This window comes from Parasalinivibrio latis (assembly GCF_036825535.1).
GTDB classification, from domain to species: domain Bacteria; phylum Pseudomonadota; class Gammaproteobacteria; order Enterobacterales; family Vibrionaceae; genus Parasalinivibrio; species Parasalinivibrio latis.
In genome coordinates, this window is sequence record NZ_CP098812.1 from 256,123 (window position 1) to 269,808 (window position 13,686).

General features: G+C 49.5%; 24 protein-coding genes. All 24 read left to right on the top strand.

The features are described 5' to 3' along the window. The first annotated feature begins 12 nt into the window (after positions 1–12). The 24 genes from rpsL (at position 13) to rpsE (ending at position 13,680) form a co-directional block, all read left to right on the top strand. Entirely contained in the window at positions 13–387 is a 375-nt protein-coding gene (rpsL, locus tag NF212_RS01255) for a 30S ribosomal protein S12 (RefSeq protein ID WP_054673553.1), read from the top strand. A gap of 91 nt (positions 388–478) precedes the next feature. Beyond that, positions 479–949 (top strand): 30S ribosomal protein S7, encoded by a 471-nt coding sequence (gene rpsG / locus NF212_RS01260; protein WP_054673550.1) that lies wholly within the window; start codon positions 479–481, stop codon positions 947–949. Positions 950–1,024: 75 nt separating this feature from the next. Next, positions 1,025–3,130, top strand: coding sequence for an elongation factor G (fusA, locus tag NF212_RS01265; RefSeq protein WP_434358144.1), 2,106 nt, complete (start codon positions 1,025–1,027; stop codon positions 3,128–3,130). 95 nt (positions 3,131–3,225) lie between these two features. Beyond that, positions 3,226–4,410, top strand: coding sequence for an elongation factor Tu (tuf, locus tag NF212_RS01270; RefSeq protein WP_434358146.1), 1,185 nt, complete (start codon positions 3,226–3,228; stop codon positions 4,408–4,410). 145 nt (positions 4,411–4,555) lie between these two features. Then, a complete protein-coding gene (locus tag NF212_RS01275; protein WP_434358148.1) occupies positions 4,556–4,759 on the top strand; it encodes a (2Fe-2S)-binding protein in 204 nt (67 codons plus the stop codon). 402 nt (positions 4,760–5,161) lie between these two features. Then, positions 5,162–5,473: a 30S ribosomal protein S10 gene (rpsJ, locus tag NF212_RS01280; RefSeq protein ID WP_054675873.1), complete on the top strand. Its 312-nt coding sequence runs from the start codon at positions 5,162–5,164 to the stop codon at positions 5,471–5,473. A 12-nt stretch (positions 5,474–5,485) separates the two neighbouring features. Next, positions 5,486–6,115 carry a 50S ribosomal protein L3 gene (gene rplC / locus NF212_RS01285; protein WP_434358151.1) on the top strand — a complete coding sequence of 210 codons (630 nt, stop codon included), beginning with the start codon at positions 5,486–5,488 and terminating at the stop codon, positions 6,113–6,115. A gap of 15 nt (positions 6,116–6,130) precedes the next feature. Beyond that, a complete protein-coding gene (gene rplD, locus NF212_RS01290) occupies positions 6,131–6,733 on the top strand; it encodes a 50S ribosomal protein L4 (RefSeq protein WP_434358153.1) in 603 nt (200 codons plus the stop codon). Beyond that, positions 6,730–7,032 carry a 50S ribosomal protein L23 gene (gene rplW / locus NF212_RS01295; RefSeq protein WP_054675879.1) on the top strand — a complete coding sequence of 101 codons (303 nt, stop codon included), beginning with the start codon at positions 6,730–6,732 and terminating at the stop codon, positions 7,030–7,032. The genes rplD and rplW overlap by 4 nt, the downstream gene beginning before the upstream one ends. Positions 7,033–7,049: 17 nt before the next feature. Further along, entirely contained in the window at positions 7,050–7,874 is an 825-nt protein-coding gene (gene rplB, locus NF212_RS01300) for a 50S ribosomal protein L2 (RefSeq protein ID WP_434358155.1), read from the top strand. Positions 7,875–7,894: 20 nt separating this feature from the next. Further along, the gene (gene rpsS, locus NF212_RS01305; protein ID WP_054675885.1) at positions 7,895–8,173 is read left to right on the top strand and encodes a 30S ribosomal protein S19; all 279 of its coding nucleotides are present in this window, start codon (positions 7,895–7,897) and stop codon (positions 8,171–8,173) included. A 10-nt stretch (positions 8,174–8,183) separates the two neighbouring features. Further along, positions 8,184–8,516 carry a 50S ribosomal protein L22 gene (rplV, locus tag NF212_RS01310; protein WP_054675888.1) on the top strand — a complete coding sequence of 111 codons (333 nt, stop codon included), beginning with the start codon at positions 8,184–8,186 and terminating at the stop codon, positions 8,514–8,516. A gap of 18 nt (positions 8,517–8,534) precedes the next feature. Next, positions 8,535–9,227, top strand: coding sequence for a 30S ribosomal protein S3 (gene rpsC, locus NF212_RS01315; RefSeq protein WP_054675891.1), 693 nt, complete (start codon positions 8,535–8,537; stop codon positions 9,225–9,227). Positions 9,228–9,238: 11 nt separating this feature from the next. Further along, positions 9,239–9,649 (top strand): 50S ribosomal protein L16, encoded by a 411-nt coding sequence (gene rplP / locus NF212_RS01320; RefSeq protein ID WP_054675895.1) that lies wholly within the window; start codon positions 9,239–9,241, stop codon positions 9,647–9,649. Further along, positions 9,649–9,840, top strand: coding sequence for a 50S ribosomal protein L29 (rpmC, locus tag NF212_RS01325; RefSeq protein ID WP_054675898.1), 192 nt, complete (start codon positions 9,649–9,651; stop codon positions 9,838–9,840). Before rplP ends, rpmC begins: the two co-directional genes overlap by 1 nt. Next, complete coding sequence (rpsQ, locus tag NF212_RS01330; RefSeq protein WP_434358159.1) at positions 9,840–10,097, top strand: 30S ribosomal protein S17; 258 nt, start codon at positions 9,840–9,842, stop codon at positions 10,095–10,097. The genes rpmC and rpsQ overlap by 1 nt, the downstream gene beginning before the upstream one ends. A gap of 160 nt (positions 10,098–10,257) precedes the next feature. Then, positions 10,258–10,629: a 50S ribosomal protein L14 gene (gene rplN, locus NF212_RS01335; protein ID WP_054675905.1), complete on the top strand. Its 372-nt coding sequence runs from the start codon at positions 10,258–10,260 to the stop codon at positions 10,627–10,629. A 10-nt stretch (positions 10,630–10,639) separates the two neighbouring features. Next, the gene (rplX, locus tag NF212_RS01340; RefSeq protein WP_054675908.1) at positions 10,640–10,954 is read left to right on the top strand and encodes a 50S ribosomal protein L24; all 315 of its coding nucleotides are present in this window, start codon (positions 10,640–10,642) and stop codon (positions 10,952–10,954) included. An 18-nt stretch (positions 10,955–10,972) separates the two neighbouring features. After that, positions 10,973–11,512: a 50S ribosomal protein L5 gene (gene rplE / locus NF212_RS01345; RefSeq protein WP_434358162.1), complete on the top strand. Its 540-nt coding sequence runs from the start codon at positions 10,973–10,975 to the stop codon at positions 11,510–11,512. A 17-nt stretch (positions 11,513–11,529) separates the two neighbouring features. Then, on the top strand, positions 11,530–11,835 hold the full coding sequence (gene rpsN / locus NF212_RS01350; protein ID WP_434358164.1) for a 30S ribosomal protein S14: 306 nt from the start codon (positions 11,530–11,532) through the stop codon (positions 11,833–11,835). 32 nt (positions 11,836–11,867) lie between these two features. Continuing rightward, the gene (gene rpsH, locus NF212_RS01355) at positions 11,868–12,260 is read left to right on the top strand and encodes a 30S ribosomal protein S8 (protein ID WP_434358166.1); all 393 of its coding nucleotides are present in this window, start codon (positions 11,868–11,870) and stop codon (positions 12,258–12,260) included. 10 nt (positions 12,261–12,270) lie between these two features. After that, complete coding sequence (gene rplF, locus NF212_RS01360) at positions 12,271–12,804, top strand: 50S ribosomal protein L6 (protein ID WP_054675922.1); 534 nt, start codon at positions 12,271–12,273, stop codon at positions 12,802–12,804. Between the two features lie 11 nt (positions 12,805–12,815). Continuing rightward, positions 12,816–13,169 (top strand): 50S ribosomal protein L18, encoded by a 354-nt coding sequence (gene rplR, locus NF212_RS01365; protein WP_434358168.1) that lies wholly within the window; start codon positions 12,816–12,818, stop codon positions 13,167–13,169. Between the two features lie 13 nt (positions 13,170–13,182). Beyond that, the gene (gene rpsE, locus NF212_RS01370; protein WP_054675929.1) at positions 13,183–13,680 is read left to right on the top strand and encodes a 30S ribosomal protein S5; all 498 of its coding nucleotides are present in this window, start codon (positions 13,183–13,185) and stop codon (positions 13,678–13,680) included. The last annotated feature ends 6 nt before the right edge of the window (positions 13,681–13,686 follow it).

Sequence of the window (13,686 nt, forward strand, 5' to 3'; positions counted from 1 at the left end):
GGAGCTATCCTAATGGCAACAATCAACCAGCTGGTACGTAAGCCACGCGTTAAGCAAGTTGCAAAGAGCAACGTGCCTGCGCTGGAAGCGTGTCCGCAAAAGCGTGGTGTGTGTACTCGTGTTTACACCACTACTCCTAAGAAGCCTAACTCAGCGTTGCGTAAAGTTTGCCGTGTGCGTCTGACCAACGGTTTCGAAGTGACTTCTTACATCGGTGGTGAAGGCCACAACCTGCAAGAGCACAGCGTTGTTCTGATCCGTGGTGGTCGTGTTAAGGACCTGCCAGGTGTTCGTTACCACACTGTTCGCGGTTCTCTGGACTGTGCAGGCGTTAAAGACCGTAAGCAAGGTCGTTCTAAGTACGGTGTTAAGCGTCCAAAGGCTTAATGGATATCCGTTAAGTAAGGCCAAGCATCAAAGCTAATCGTTATTTCAAAATTGTTTTGGATAACCTGAAGAATTAAGACGGAGATATTCCATGCCACGTCGTCGCGTTATCGGCCAGCGTAAAATCCTGCCAGATCCGAAGTTCGGATCAGAGCTGCTGGCAAAATTCATCAATATCGTAATGGTTGACGGTAAAAAGTCGACTGCAGAAAAAATCGTATACGGTGCTCTGGACATCATGGCAGAGCGTTCAGGTAAAGCACACCTGTCTGTATTCGAAGAAGCTCTTGAAAACGTACGCCCAGCGGTAGAGGTTAAATCTCGCCGTGTTGGTGGTTCTACCTACCAGGTTCCAGTTGAAGTTCGTCCAGTACGTCGTAACGCACTGGCAATGCGCTGGATGGTAGAAGCTGCGCGCAAGCGTGGTGAAAAATCTATGGCTCAACGTCTGGCTAATGAAATGCTGGATGCTAGCGACAACAAAGGCTCAGCGGTTAAGAAGCGTGAAGACGTTCACCGTATGGCCGAAGCGAACAAGGCGTTTGCTCACTACCGTTGGTAATACCAACAAAAGGCGCGGCCCTCGGGCTGCGCCTTGCCCGCATTCTAAGGATACCCTTAGTAAGAGGATAATACTGTGGCTCGTAAAACTCCTATCGAGCGCTACCGTAATATCGGTATCTGTGCTCACGTAGACGCCGGTAAGACCACTACTACTGAGCGTATTCTGTTCTATACCGGTCTCTCCCACAAAATTGGTGAGGTTCATGATGGCGCAGCTACCATGGACTGGATGGAGCAGGAGCAGGAACGTGGTATTACTATCACCTCTGCGGCTACCACCACATTCTGGCGTGGTATGGAAGCTCAGTATCCTGAGCACCGCATTAACATCATCGACACCCCAGGACACGTTGACTTCACTATCGAAGTAGAACGTTCACTGCGCGTTCTTGACGGCGCTGTAGTTGTTTTCTGTGGTTCGTCTGGTGTTGAGCCTCAGTCAGAAACAGTATGGCGTCAGGCTGACAAGTACGAAGTTCCACGCATGGTGTTCGTCAACAAGATGGACCGTGCAGGTGCAGACTTCGAGCGTGTTATTGACCAGATCAAAAACCGCCTGGGCGCTAACCCTGTGCCAATTCAGTTGAACATCGGTGCTGAAGATCAGTTCCGCGGTGTTATCGACCTCATTAAAATGAAGGCGATCAACTGGAATGAAGATGATCAGGGCATGACCTTCACCTATGAGGACATCCCGGCTGAGATGATGGATAAAGCAGAAGAGTACCGCCAGAACCTGGTGGAAGCTGCTGCTGAAGCATCTGAAGAGCTGATGGATAAGTACCTCGAAGAAGGTGAGCTGAGCGAAGAAGAAATTAAAACTGCACTTCGTCAGCGTACACTGGCTAACGAAATTGTTCTGGCTTGCTGTGGTTCAGCATTCAAGAATAAAGGCGTTCAGGCAGTTCTCGATGCAGTAATCGAATTCCTGCCAGCACCAACTGACGTGAAAGCGATCAAAGGTGTTGACGAAAAGGACAACGAAATTGAACGTCACGCCGACGATGATGAACCATTTGCGGCACTGGCATTCAAGATCGCGACCGACCCATTCGTGGGTACGCTGACATTCATGCGCGTTTACTCTGGTGTTGTAAATTCAGGTGATACTGTTTACAACTCCGTGAAGGAGAAGCGTGAGCGTTTCGGTCGTATTGTCCAGATGCACTCGAACAAACGCGAAGAAATCAAAGAAGTTCGCGCGGGTGACATCGCCGCGGCTATCGGTCTGAAAGAGGTCACTACCGGTGACACACTGTGTGATCCAAATGCCAGGGTAATCCTTGAGCGTATGGACTTCCCAGAGCCGGTTATTCAGATCGCGGTTGAGCCTCGTTCAAAGGCCGACCAGGAGAAGATGGGTATTGCGCTGGGTAAACTGGCTGCTGAAGACCCGTCATTCCGCGTAGAAACCGACGACGAATCCGGCCAGACTCTGATTTCTGGTATGGGTGAGCTCCACCTGGATATTATCGTAGACCGTATGCGTCGCGAATTCAGCGTAGAGTGTAACGTTGGTAAACCGCAGGTTGCTTACCGCGAAACTATTCGTGGTGCGACTGAGGTTGAAGGTAAGTTTGTGCGTCAGTCAGGTGGTCGTGGTCAATATGGTCACGTATGGCTGAAGCTTGCGCCATCTGAGCCGGGCGAAGGCTTTGTCTTTGTTGATGAAGTTGTTGGCGGCGCTGTACCGAAAGAGTACATCAGTTCAGTGGCCAAAGGTATCGAAGAACAGATGAATAACGGTGTTCTGGCCGGGTATCCTGTGCTGGATGTTAAAGCAACTCTGTTCGACGGTTCATACCACGATGTTGACTCGTCAGAAATGGCGTTTAAGATCGCGGGTTCAATGGCATTCAGAAAGGGTGCGCTGCAAGCTAGCCCGGTTATTCTGGAACCATTGATGAAAGTTGAAGTCACCACTCCTGAAGATTTCATGGGTGACGTTGTAGGCGACCTGAACCGCCGCCGTGGCATGATTGAAGGTATGGATGAGGGACCTGCCGGTCTGAAAATCATCCGTGCTAAAGTGCCGCTGTCCGAAATGTTCGGTTATGCCACAGACCTGCGTTCAGCAACTCAGGGCCGTGCTTCATACTCAATGGAATTCAGCGAGTATGCTGAAGTGCCGAAGAACATTGCTGACCGTATTGTCGCCGAGCGTAGCACCGGCGAGTAATGTAACCCTTGCGCCAGTTTTAAAGCTGGCGCAAAATGCGACTTCAATACGCTCTCCCATGAGAGGGTGATTGGTAACTAGGAAGGAACACGATCGTGTCTAAAGAAAAATTTGAACGTACGAAACCGCACGTTAACGTTGGTACTATCGGCCACGTTGACCACGGTAAAACTACTCTGACTGCTGCAATCTGTACTGTACTGTCTAAGAAATACGGCGGTTCAGCACGTGACTTCGCATCTATCGACAACGCTCCAGAAGAGCGTGAGCGTGGTATCACCATCTCTACTTCACACGTAGAGTACGATACTCCATCACGTCACTACGCGCACGTTGACTGCCCAGGACACGCTGACTACGTTAAGAACATGATCACCGGTGCTGCACAGATGGACGGTGGTATTCTGGTAGTAGCTGCGACTGATGGCCCAATGCCACAGACTCGTGAGCACATCCTGCTGGGTCGCCAGGTAGGTATCCCTTACATCATCGTATTCATGAACAAGTGTGACATGGTAGATGATGAAGAGCTGCTTGAGCTGGTAGAGATGGAAGTACGTGAGCTTCTGTCTGAGTACGACTTCCCAGGTGACGACTGCCCAGTAATTCAGGGTTCAGCTCTGAAAGCACTGGAAGGCGACGCAGCATGGGAAGAGAAGATCATCGAACTGGCTGACGCCCTGGATTCTTACATCCCAGAGCCAGAGCGTGCTATCGACAAGCCGTTCATCCTGCCAATCGAAGACGTATTCTCAATCCAAGGCCGTGGTACAGTAGTAACTGGTCGTGTTGAGCAAGGCATCATCCGCGTTGGTGACGAAGTAGAAATCGTAGGTGTTAAAGACACTACTAAGACTACTTGTACTGGCGTAGAAATGTTCCGTAAGCTTCTGGACGAAGGCCGTGCAGGTGAGAACGTAGGTGTTCTGCTGCGTGGTACTAAGCGTGACGAAGTTGAGCGTGGTCAAGTACTGGCGAAGCCAGGTTCAATCACTCCACACACAACTTTCGAATCAGAAGTATACGTACTGTCAAAAGAAGAAGGTGGTCGTCACACCCCATTCTTCAAGGGCTACCGTCCACAGTTCTACTTCCGTACAACTGACGTAACCGGTACTATCGAACTGCCAGAAGGCGTAGAGATGGTAATGCCTGGTGACAACATCAAGATGGTTGTTACCCTGATCGCTCCAATCGCGATGGACGAAGGTCTGCGCTTTGCGATCCGTGAAGGTGGCCGTACTGTTGGTGCGGGTGTTGTTGCTAAGATCGTTAAGTAATTAACGCCTTACACGACACAAAAAAGGGTGCTTCGGCACCCTTTTTTAATGTCTGCAATTTGTGGGAATTAGAGTACTGCATGATATTGAAACAGGTAATGATATGGATTATCATTACCGCATTGTTAATGTTCGGGTGATATTCATGTACGTATGTGTTTGCCATGCTGTTACTGACAAGGCACTTGTCGCTTTGGTAAAAGAACAACAAGTTACAGATTTTGGACAGATTCGAAAAATCACCCGTTTGGGTACAACATGTGGCAAATGTGTCAGGGTTGCCCGCGAAGTGGTAGAAACTGCCCGGTTGGAAGTGGTTGCTGCACAACCCACCAAGAAGGCATCTTAAACCCGGACAAATATAAAAACACCGAATTGAGAAAACGGCGCTGACAAGCGCCGTTTTTGCTTTTCAGTACCAGTTTTATCTTTCAGTACCTTAGAGCAAGCTTCCGATTATTTTTCAAACAACGCTTGCGCTGGGTAATTCAATCCGTATAATACGCTCCACTGCTCACGCAGTTGTGAACCAATGAGCTCAGGAGGAATGGCTAATCGCTGTAGGCTTATAAGCCTGATTAGACCGGTAATGTATACTCCGCTTATGTTCGCAGTCATTTATAAAAAGATGGCTGACAACGTACCTAATTTTGGTACTACGGTTTCACATAAATCAATCGGCATTCCCCTGTCTTCACAGGCGTGGATGGCGATATTGTTTGTGTAAAAAATTAATTTGGAGCTCTGTCTAATGCAGAACCAACGTATCCGTATCCGCCTGAAGGCTTTCGATCACCGTCTGATCGACCAGTCTACCGCGGAAATCGTTGAAACCGCTAAGCGCACTGGTGCGCAGGTACGTGGCCCAATCCCACTGCCAACTCGTAAAGAGAAGTTCACCGTTCTTATTTCTCCGCACGTCAACAAAGACGCACGTGACCAGTACGAAATCCGTACTCACAAGCGCCTGATCGACATCGTTGAGCCAACTGATAAAACTGTTGATGCTCTGATGCGTCTTGACCTTGCTGCGGGCGTTGATGTTCAAATCAGCCTGGGTTAAGAGGAGTTAATAATGATTGGTCTAGTCGGTCGTAAAGTGGGCATGACTCGCATCTTCACTGAAGAAGGCGTTTCTATCCCTGTAACCGTAGTAGAAGTAGAAGCTAACCGTGTTGCTCAGGTTCGTACCGAAGCAACTGATGGTTACTCTGCTATCCAGGTAACCACTGGCTCTAAAAAAGCGAACCGCGTAACTAAGCCTGAAGCTGGCCACTTTGCCAAAGCAGGTGTTGAAGCGGGCCGCGGTCTGTGGGAATTCCGTCTGGAAAATGGTGAAGAGTTTGCTGTTGGCCAAGAGCTGACTGTTGAACTGTTCGCTGACATCAAGAAAGTAGACGTTACTGGCACATCTAAGGGTAAGGGCTTCCAGGGCGCTGTTAAGCGTTGGAACTTCCGCACTCAAGATATGACCCATGGTAACTCTTTGTCTCACCGTGCTCCTGGTTCAATCGGTCAATGTCAGACCCCAGGCCGTGTGTTCAAAGGCAAGAAAATGGCCGGTCACATGGGTGCTGAGCGTGTAACGACTCAGAACCTGGAAATCGTCCGTGTTGACGCTGAGCGTAACCTGCTCCTTATCAAAGGTGCGGTCCCAGGCTCAACAGGCGGCAACGTGATCGTTAAACCAGCCGTTAAAGCGTAACGTCGAGGAGTTAGTATGGAATTGGTAGTAAAAGGCGCTGACGCGCTAACTGTTTCCGAAACTACCTTCGGGCGTGATTTCAACGAAGCCCTGGTTCACCAGGTAGTCGTTGCTTACGCAGCTGGTGCCCGTCAAGGTACTCGCGCTCAGAAAACCCGTTCAGACGTTTCAGGTGGCGGTGCTAAGCCATGGCGTCAGAAGGGTACTGGCCGCGCCCGTGCAGGTACTATCCGTAGCCCAATTTGGCGCAAGGGTGGTGTAACTTTCGCAGCTCGTCCACAGGACCACAGCCAGAAAGTTAACAAGAAAATGTACCGCGGTGCCCTGAAGTGCATCCTGTCTGAGCTGGTTCGTCAAGACCGCCTGATGGTTGTTGAAAGCTTTGCTGTTGAAGCTCCTAAAACTAAGGAACTGAAAGCTAAGCTGGCTGAGCTGAACATTGATGACGCTCTGATCGTGACTGCTGAAGTAGATGAGAATCTGTTCCTGGCTGCGCGCAACCTGTACAAGGTTGACGTACGCGATACAGCTTCTATCGATCCTGTAAGCCTGATCGCATTTGAGAAAGTCGTAATGACTGCTGATGCTGTTAAGCAAATTGAGGAGATGCTGGCATGATCACCGAAGAGCGTATCCTGAAAGTTCTGCGTGCTCCGCACATCTCTGAAAAAGCGACAATGGCTGCTGAAAAGAACAACACTATCGTGTTCAAAGTAGCTACTAACGCGACTAAGAAAGAGATCAAAGCAGCAGTTCAGAAACTGTTTGAAGTTGAAGTTAAAGATGTCCGTACCCTGCTTGTTAAGGGTAAGACCAAGCGTCAAGGTATGCGTCAAGGCCGTCGTAGCGACTGGAAAAAAGCATACGTGACTCTGAAAGAAGGTCAGGATATCGACTTCGCTGGCGGCGCTGAGTAACGGAGGAGTAGAGAGTTATGGCTATTGTTAAATGTAAGCCGACTTCACCGGGTCGTCGTCACGTTGTTAAAGTGGTTAACTCTGATCTGTACAAGGGTAAGCCATACGCACCACTGCTGGAGAAAAACCAGAAGTCAGGTGGTCGTAACAACAACGGTCGTATTACAGTACGTCACATCGGTGGTGGTCATAAGCAACATTACCGTGTAATTGATTTCAAACGTACTAAAGACGGTATCCCAGCGAAAGTTGAGCGTCTTGAATACGATCCAAACCGTAGCGCAAACATCGCGCTGGTTCTTTATGCAGATGGTGAGCGTCGCTACATCATCGCGCCTAAAGGCCTGAAAGCTGGTGACGTTGTTCAATCTGGTGCTGACGCAGCAATCAAGGTAGGTAACACCCTGCCACTGCGTAACATCCCAGTAGGTTCTACTGTTCACTGTGTTGAGCTGAAGCCTGGTAAAGGTGCTCAGCTGGCTCGTTCTGCAGGTGCTTACGTTCAGATCGTTGCTCGTGATGGTGCATATGTAACTATCCGTCTGCGTTCTGGTGAAATGCGTAAAGTACTGGCTGAAGGCCGTGCAACTATCGGTGAAGTTGGTAACGCTGAACACATGCTGCGTGAACTGGGTAAAGCTGGTGCAACACGTTGGAAGGGCGTTCGTCCTACCGTACGTGGTGTGGCAATGAACCCAGTAGACCACCCACACGGTGGTGGTGAAGGCCGTACATCTGGTGGTCGTCACCCAGTATCTCCTTGGGGTATGCCTACTAAGGGCTACAAGACCCGCAAGAACAAGCGCACCGACAAGTACATCGTACGTCGTCGTTCTAAGTAATAATTATCAGAGGATAAGCCATGCCACGTTCTCTCAAGAAAGGTCCTTTTATTGACCTGCACTTGCTGAAGAAGGTAGAGAAAGCGGTGGAAAGCGGTGACAAGAAGCCTGTTAAGACTTGGTCCCGTCGCTCAATGATCATCCCACCGATGATCGGTTTGACCATCGCTGTCCATAATGGTCGTCAGCACGTACCAGTTTTTGTCACTGAAGACATGATTGGTCACAAGCTGGGCGAGTTCGCTCCAACACGCACTTATCGCGGCCACGCTGCTGATAAGAAAGCTAAGAAGCGCTAAGGGGTAAGAAATGGAAGCTATTGCAAAACATCGCTTTGCTCGTATTTCACCTCAAAAAGCACGCCTGGTTGCTGACCAGGTGCGCGGTAAAGACGTTGCAGAAGCGCTGAACATTCTGGCTTTCAGCAACAAAAAAGCTGCTGAGCTGGTTAAGAAAGTGGTGGAGTCGGCAATCGCTAACGCTGAGCACAATGAAGGTGCTGACATCGATGATCTGCGCGTAGCAAAGATCTGCATCGATGAAGGTCCAACCATGAAGCGTATTATGCCTCGTGCTAAAGGCCGTGCGGATCGCATCTTGAAGCGCACCAGCCACATCACTGTTGTTGTAGCTGATCGCTAAGAGGTAGGAGAGAAAGCAATGGGTCAAAAAGTACATCCTAATGGTATCCGTCTTGGTATCGTTAAACCATGGAACTCTACCTGGTTTGCGAACAGCAAAGAATTTGCTGGCAACCTGGACGGCGACTTCAAGGTACGTCAGTTCCTGACTAAAGAACTGAAGAAAGCTTCTGTGTCTCGCATCGTTATCGAGCGTCCAGCTAAGAGCATCCGTGTGACTATTCACACTGCTCGTCCTGGCGTTGTTATTGGTAAGAAAGGCGAAGACGTAGAAAAGCTGCGTGCAACTGTAGCGAAAATTGCTGGCGTTCCTGCGCAAATCAATATCGCTGAAGTACGTAAGCCAGAACTGGACGCACAACTGGTTGGCGATAGCATCGCTTCTCAGCTTGAGCGTCGCGTAATGTTCCGTCGCGCTATGAAGCGTGCGGTTCAGAACGCTATGCGTCTGGGCGCGAAAGGTATCAAGGTTGAAGTAAGCGGCCGTCTTGGCGGCGCTGAAATCGCTCGTACCGAATGGTACCGTGAAGGCCGTGTGCCACTGCACACTCTTCGCGCTGATATTGACTATGCTACTTCTGAAGCTCACACCACTTACGGTGTAATCGGCATCAAGACCTGGATCTTCAAAGGCGAGATCCTGGGCGGTATGGCTGCCGTTGAGCAAAAGGCTGCAGAAAAGCCTAAGAAGCAGCGTAAGGGCCGTAAGTAAGGAGTCTATCGATGCTTCAACCAAAACGTACTAAGTTCCGTAAGACTCACAAGGGTCGTAACCGTGGTCTGGCGGTCGGCACTGATGTAAGCTTCGGTACCTTCGGCCTTAAGGCTGTTGGTCGTGGCCGCATTACTGCTCGTCAGATCGAAGCCGCTCGTCGTGCTATGACTCGTCACATCAAGCGTCAGGGCCAGATTTGGATTCGAATCTTCCCAGACAAGCCAATTACTGGTAAGCCACTTGAAGTGCGTCAGGGTAAAGGTAAAGGTTCAGTAGAATACTGGGTTGCTGAAATTCAACCAGGTAAAGTCCTGTATGAAATGGACGGTGTTCCTGAATCACTGGCTCGTGAAGCATTTGATCTTGCTGCACGTAAGCTGCCTATCAAAACCACTTTCGTAACTAAGGCGGTGATGTGATGAAAGCACAAGAACTTCGTGAAAAGAGCGTTGAGCAACTGAATGAAGAGCTGCTGGGTCTTCTGCGTGAACAGTTCAACCTGCGTATGCAGGCTGCTACTGGTCAACTGCAGCAAACTCACCTGCTGAAAGTTGTTCGTCGTGACATTGCACGTGTTAAAACCGTTCTGACTGAGAAGGCTGGCGCATAATGAGCGATAAAATCCGTACTCAGCAAGGTCGAGTAATCAGCGACAAGATGGACAAGTCTGCCGTTGTTGCGATTGAGCGTTTTGTAAAACACCCAATCTACGGTAAGTTCATCAAGCGTACGACCAAGCTTCACATTCATGACGAGAACAACGAGTGCGCCCAAGGCGATACCGTTGAGATCCGTGAGTGCCGTCCACTGTCTAAGACTAAGTCTTGGACTTTGGTGAAGGTTATTACTAAAGCGGCTAAAGTATAAGCCGTCTTTTCAATGACCTATAAAGAACGGCTCCTTTTTTAAGGGGCCGTTTATTTTTTGTCTATCCATCTCACCAAAATAGTGTTATTATTCGCCGCCCTTGTATAAAGGCAGCCCGACCCGAGATGGGTCTAGTTGTAATAACAGCGGAGCAACAATCATGATCCAAACGCAAACTATGCTGGACGCAGCTGATAACTCAGGCGCTCGCAGCGTAATGTGTATTAAGGTTCTTGGTGGCTCTCACCGTCGCTACGCTCATGTGGGCGACATCATCAAGGTTACCGTTAAGGAAGCAATTCCACGCGGTAAAGTAAAAAAGGGTGATGTGCTGAAAGCGGTGGTTGTGCGCACCAGAAAAGGCGTACGTCGTCCAGACGGTTCTGTTATTCGTTTCGACCGTAACGCTTGCGTGTTGCTTAACAACAACACTGAGCAACCAATCGGTACTCGTATCTTCGGCCCAGTAACTCGTGAACTTCGTGGCGATAAATTCATGAAGATCGTGTCTCTGGCCCCTGAAGTACTGTAAGGAGCGAATCATGGCAGCGAAAATCCGTCGTAACGACGAAGTTATCGTTCTTACCGGCAAAGACAAAGGTAAGAAAGGTAAGGTAACTAAGGTTCTTCCAACCGGTAAAGTTATCGTTGAAGGTATTAACCTGGTTAAGAAACACCAGAAGCCTGTACCGGCTCTTGGTCTCCAGGGTGGCATCGTAGAAAAAGAAGCAGCAGTTGACGTTTCTAACGTAGCTATCTTCAACGCAGCAACTGGCAAAGCCGACCGCGTTGGATTCCGATTTGAAGACGGCAAAAAAGTTCGTTTCTTCAAGTCAAATGGCGAAACTATCAAGTAATTTTGGAGTAGTACTACTATGGCGAAACTGCATGATTACTACAAAGAGAGCGTTGTAGCAGAACTTCAGAAAGAGTTCGGCTTCAAGAGCATCATGCAAGTCCCAAGGATCGAAAAGATCACACTCAACATGGGTGTGGGCGAAGCACTGAACGACAAAAAACTGCTTGAAAATGCAGCAGCTGACATGGCCGCAATCTCTGGTCAGAAGCCGCTTGTAACTAAAGCACGTAAGTCTGTTGCAGGCTTTAAGATCCGTGAGGGCTACCCTATCGGTTGTAAAGTAACCCTGCGTGGCGAACGTATGTGGGAATTCCTGGAGCGTCTGATTTCAATCGCTCTTCCACGTGTGCGTGACTTCCGTGGCGTAAGTGCGAAATCTTTCGACGGCCGTGGTAACTACAGCATGGGCGTTCGCGAGCAAATCATCTTCCCGGAAATCGACTATGACAAAGTCGATCGCGTTCGTGGTATGGATATCACCATTACCACTACTGCGCGCAATGATGAGGAAGGTCGAGCTCTGCTGGCTGCCTTTAACTTCCCATTCCGCAAGTAAGGTGAAGGGTTACTGTTATGGCTAAACAATCAATGAAAGCACGTGAAGTTAAGCGTGCAAAGCTGGTAGTTAAGTTCGCTGAGAAGCGTGCTGAACTGAAAGCAATCATTAGCAACGTTAACGCGTCAGACGAAGAGCGTTGGGATGCAGTCCTGAAGCTTCAGTCTCTTCCTCGTGATTCTGCCAAGTCTCGTCAGCGTAACCGCTGTAACCAGACTGGTCGTCCACACGGCTACCTGCGTAAGTTCGGTCTGAGCCGCATCAAGCTTCGTGAAGCTTGCATGAAAGGCGAGATCCCTGGCCTGCGCAAGGCAAGCTGGTAATTGCCACTAGAGAATTACGGGAGTAAAGACATATGAGCATGCAAGATCCGATTTCGGATATGCTGACCCGCATCCGCAATGGTCAAGCAGCACACAAAGTTGCTGTTTCTATGCCTTCATCAAAGCTGAAAGTGGCAATTGCCAATCTGCTAAAAGAAGAAGGTTATATCGCTGATTACGCCGTTAGCGGCGAAGCTAAGCCAGAATTGGAAGTAACTCTGAAGTACTTCCAGGCTAAGCCTGTAATCGAGCAAATCCAACGTGTATCACGTCCTGGTCTGCGCATCTATAAGAAAAAAGATGAACTGCCAAGCGTAATGGGCGGCCTGGGTGTTGCTGTAGTTTCAACCTCAAAAGGCCTGATGACTGACCGTGCCGCTCGCAAAGCGGGTCTGGGCGGCGAGATCATCTGCTACGTAGCTTAAGGAGGATATAATGTCTCGTGTTGCTAAGGCACCAGTAGTTATTCCTGCCGGCGTAGAGGTTAAGCTGAACGGTCAGGAAATCACAGTTAAAGGCAGCAAGGGTGAACTGACCCGTGTTGTTAATGACGCTGTTGAAATGAGCCAGGAAGAAAACCAGGTTAAGTTTGCTCCACGTGAAGGTATCGTTAAAGCTAACGCTCAAGCCGGTACTGCACGTGCGCTGGTAAATGCCATGGTTATCGGTGTTACCGAAGGCTTCACTAAGAAGCTGGTTCTGAAAGGCGTTGGTTATCGTGCAAACGTTGCAGGCAACAAGGTAAACCTGACTCTTGGTTTCTCTCACCCTGTAGAGCACGAACTTCCAGCTGGTATCAAAGCTGAATGCCCAAGCCAAACTGAAATCGTTATCACTGGTATCGATAAGCAGGTGGTTGGCCAGGTTGCCGCTGACATCCGCGCATACCGTGCACCAGAGCCTTACAAAGGCAAGGGTGTTCGCTACGCTGATGAAGTTGTGCGCACTAAAGAAGCTAAGAAGAAGTAAGGTATAACACTATGGATAAGAAAGCAGCTCGTATCCGTCGTGCGACAAAACCACGTCGCAAGATTGCTGAACTCGGTGCTACTCGCCTGGTGGTACACCGTACTCCTCGCCACGTGTATGCACAGGTAATCGCGTCAAACGGCTCTGAAGTTATCGCTGCCGCGTCTACCGTAGAAAAAGCGATCCGTGAGCAAGTTAAGTACACCGGTAACACTGAAGCCGCTGCAGTTGTAGGTAAACTCGTTGCAGAACGTGCTATCGAGAAAGGCGTAACTGCTGTTGCGTTCGATCGTTCCGGTTTCCAATACCACGGCCGTGTGGCTGCACTGGCAGATGCTGCCCGTGAAGCCGGTCTGAAATTCTAAGGTAGGTGGAATAATGGCAATCGATAAACAACAAGCTGATCTGCACGAGAAGCTGATTGCGGTAAATCGTGTATCGAAAACCGTAAAAGGTGGTCGTATCTTCAGCTTCACCGCACTGACTGTAGTTGGTGACGGTAATGGTCGCGTAGGTTTCGGTTACGGCAAAGCCCGTGAAGTACCTGCGGCTATCCAAAAGGCTATGGAAAAAGCTCGTCGTAACATGGTGACTATCGCCCTGAACGACGGCACTCTGTTCCACCCAGTTAAAGGCGTTCACACCGGTTCTAAGGTGTACATGCAGCCTGCTTCTGAGGGTACAGGTATCATCGCCGGTGGTGCTATGCGTGCAGTTCTGGAAGTTGCGGGTGTTCGCAACGTTCTGTCTAAAGCATACGGTTCTACCAACCCAATCAACATCGTTCGTGCAACGATCGATGCCCTGGGTGGTATGAAGTCTCCAGAAATGGTAGCTGCTAAGCGTGGCCTGCCAGTAAACGAAATTCTGGGGTAATGAGAT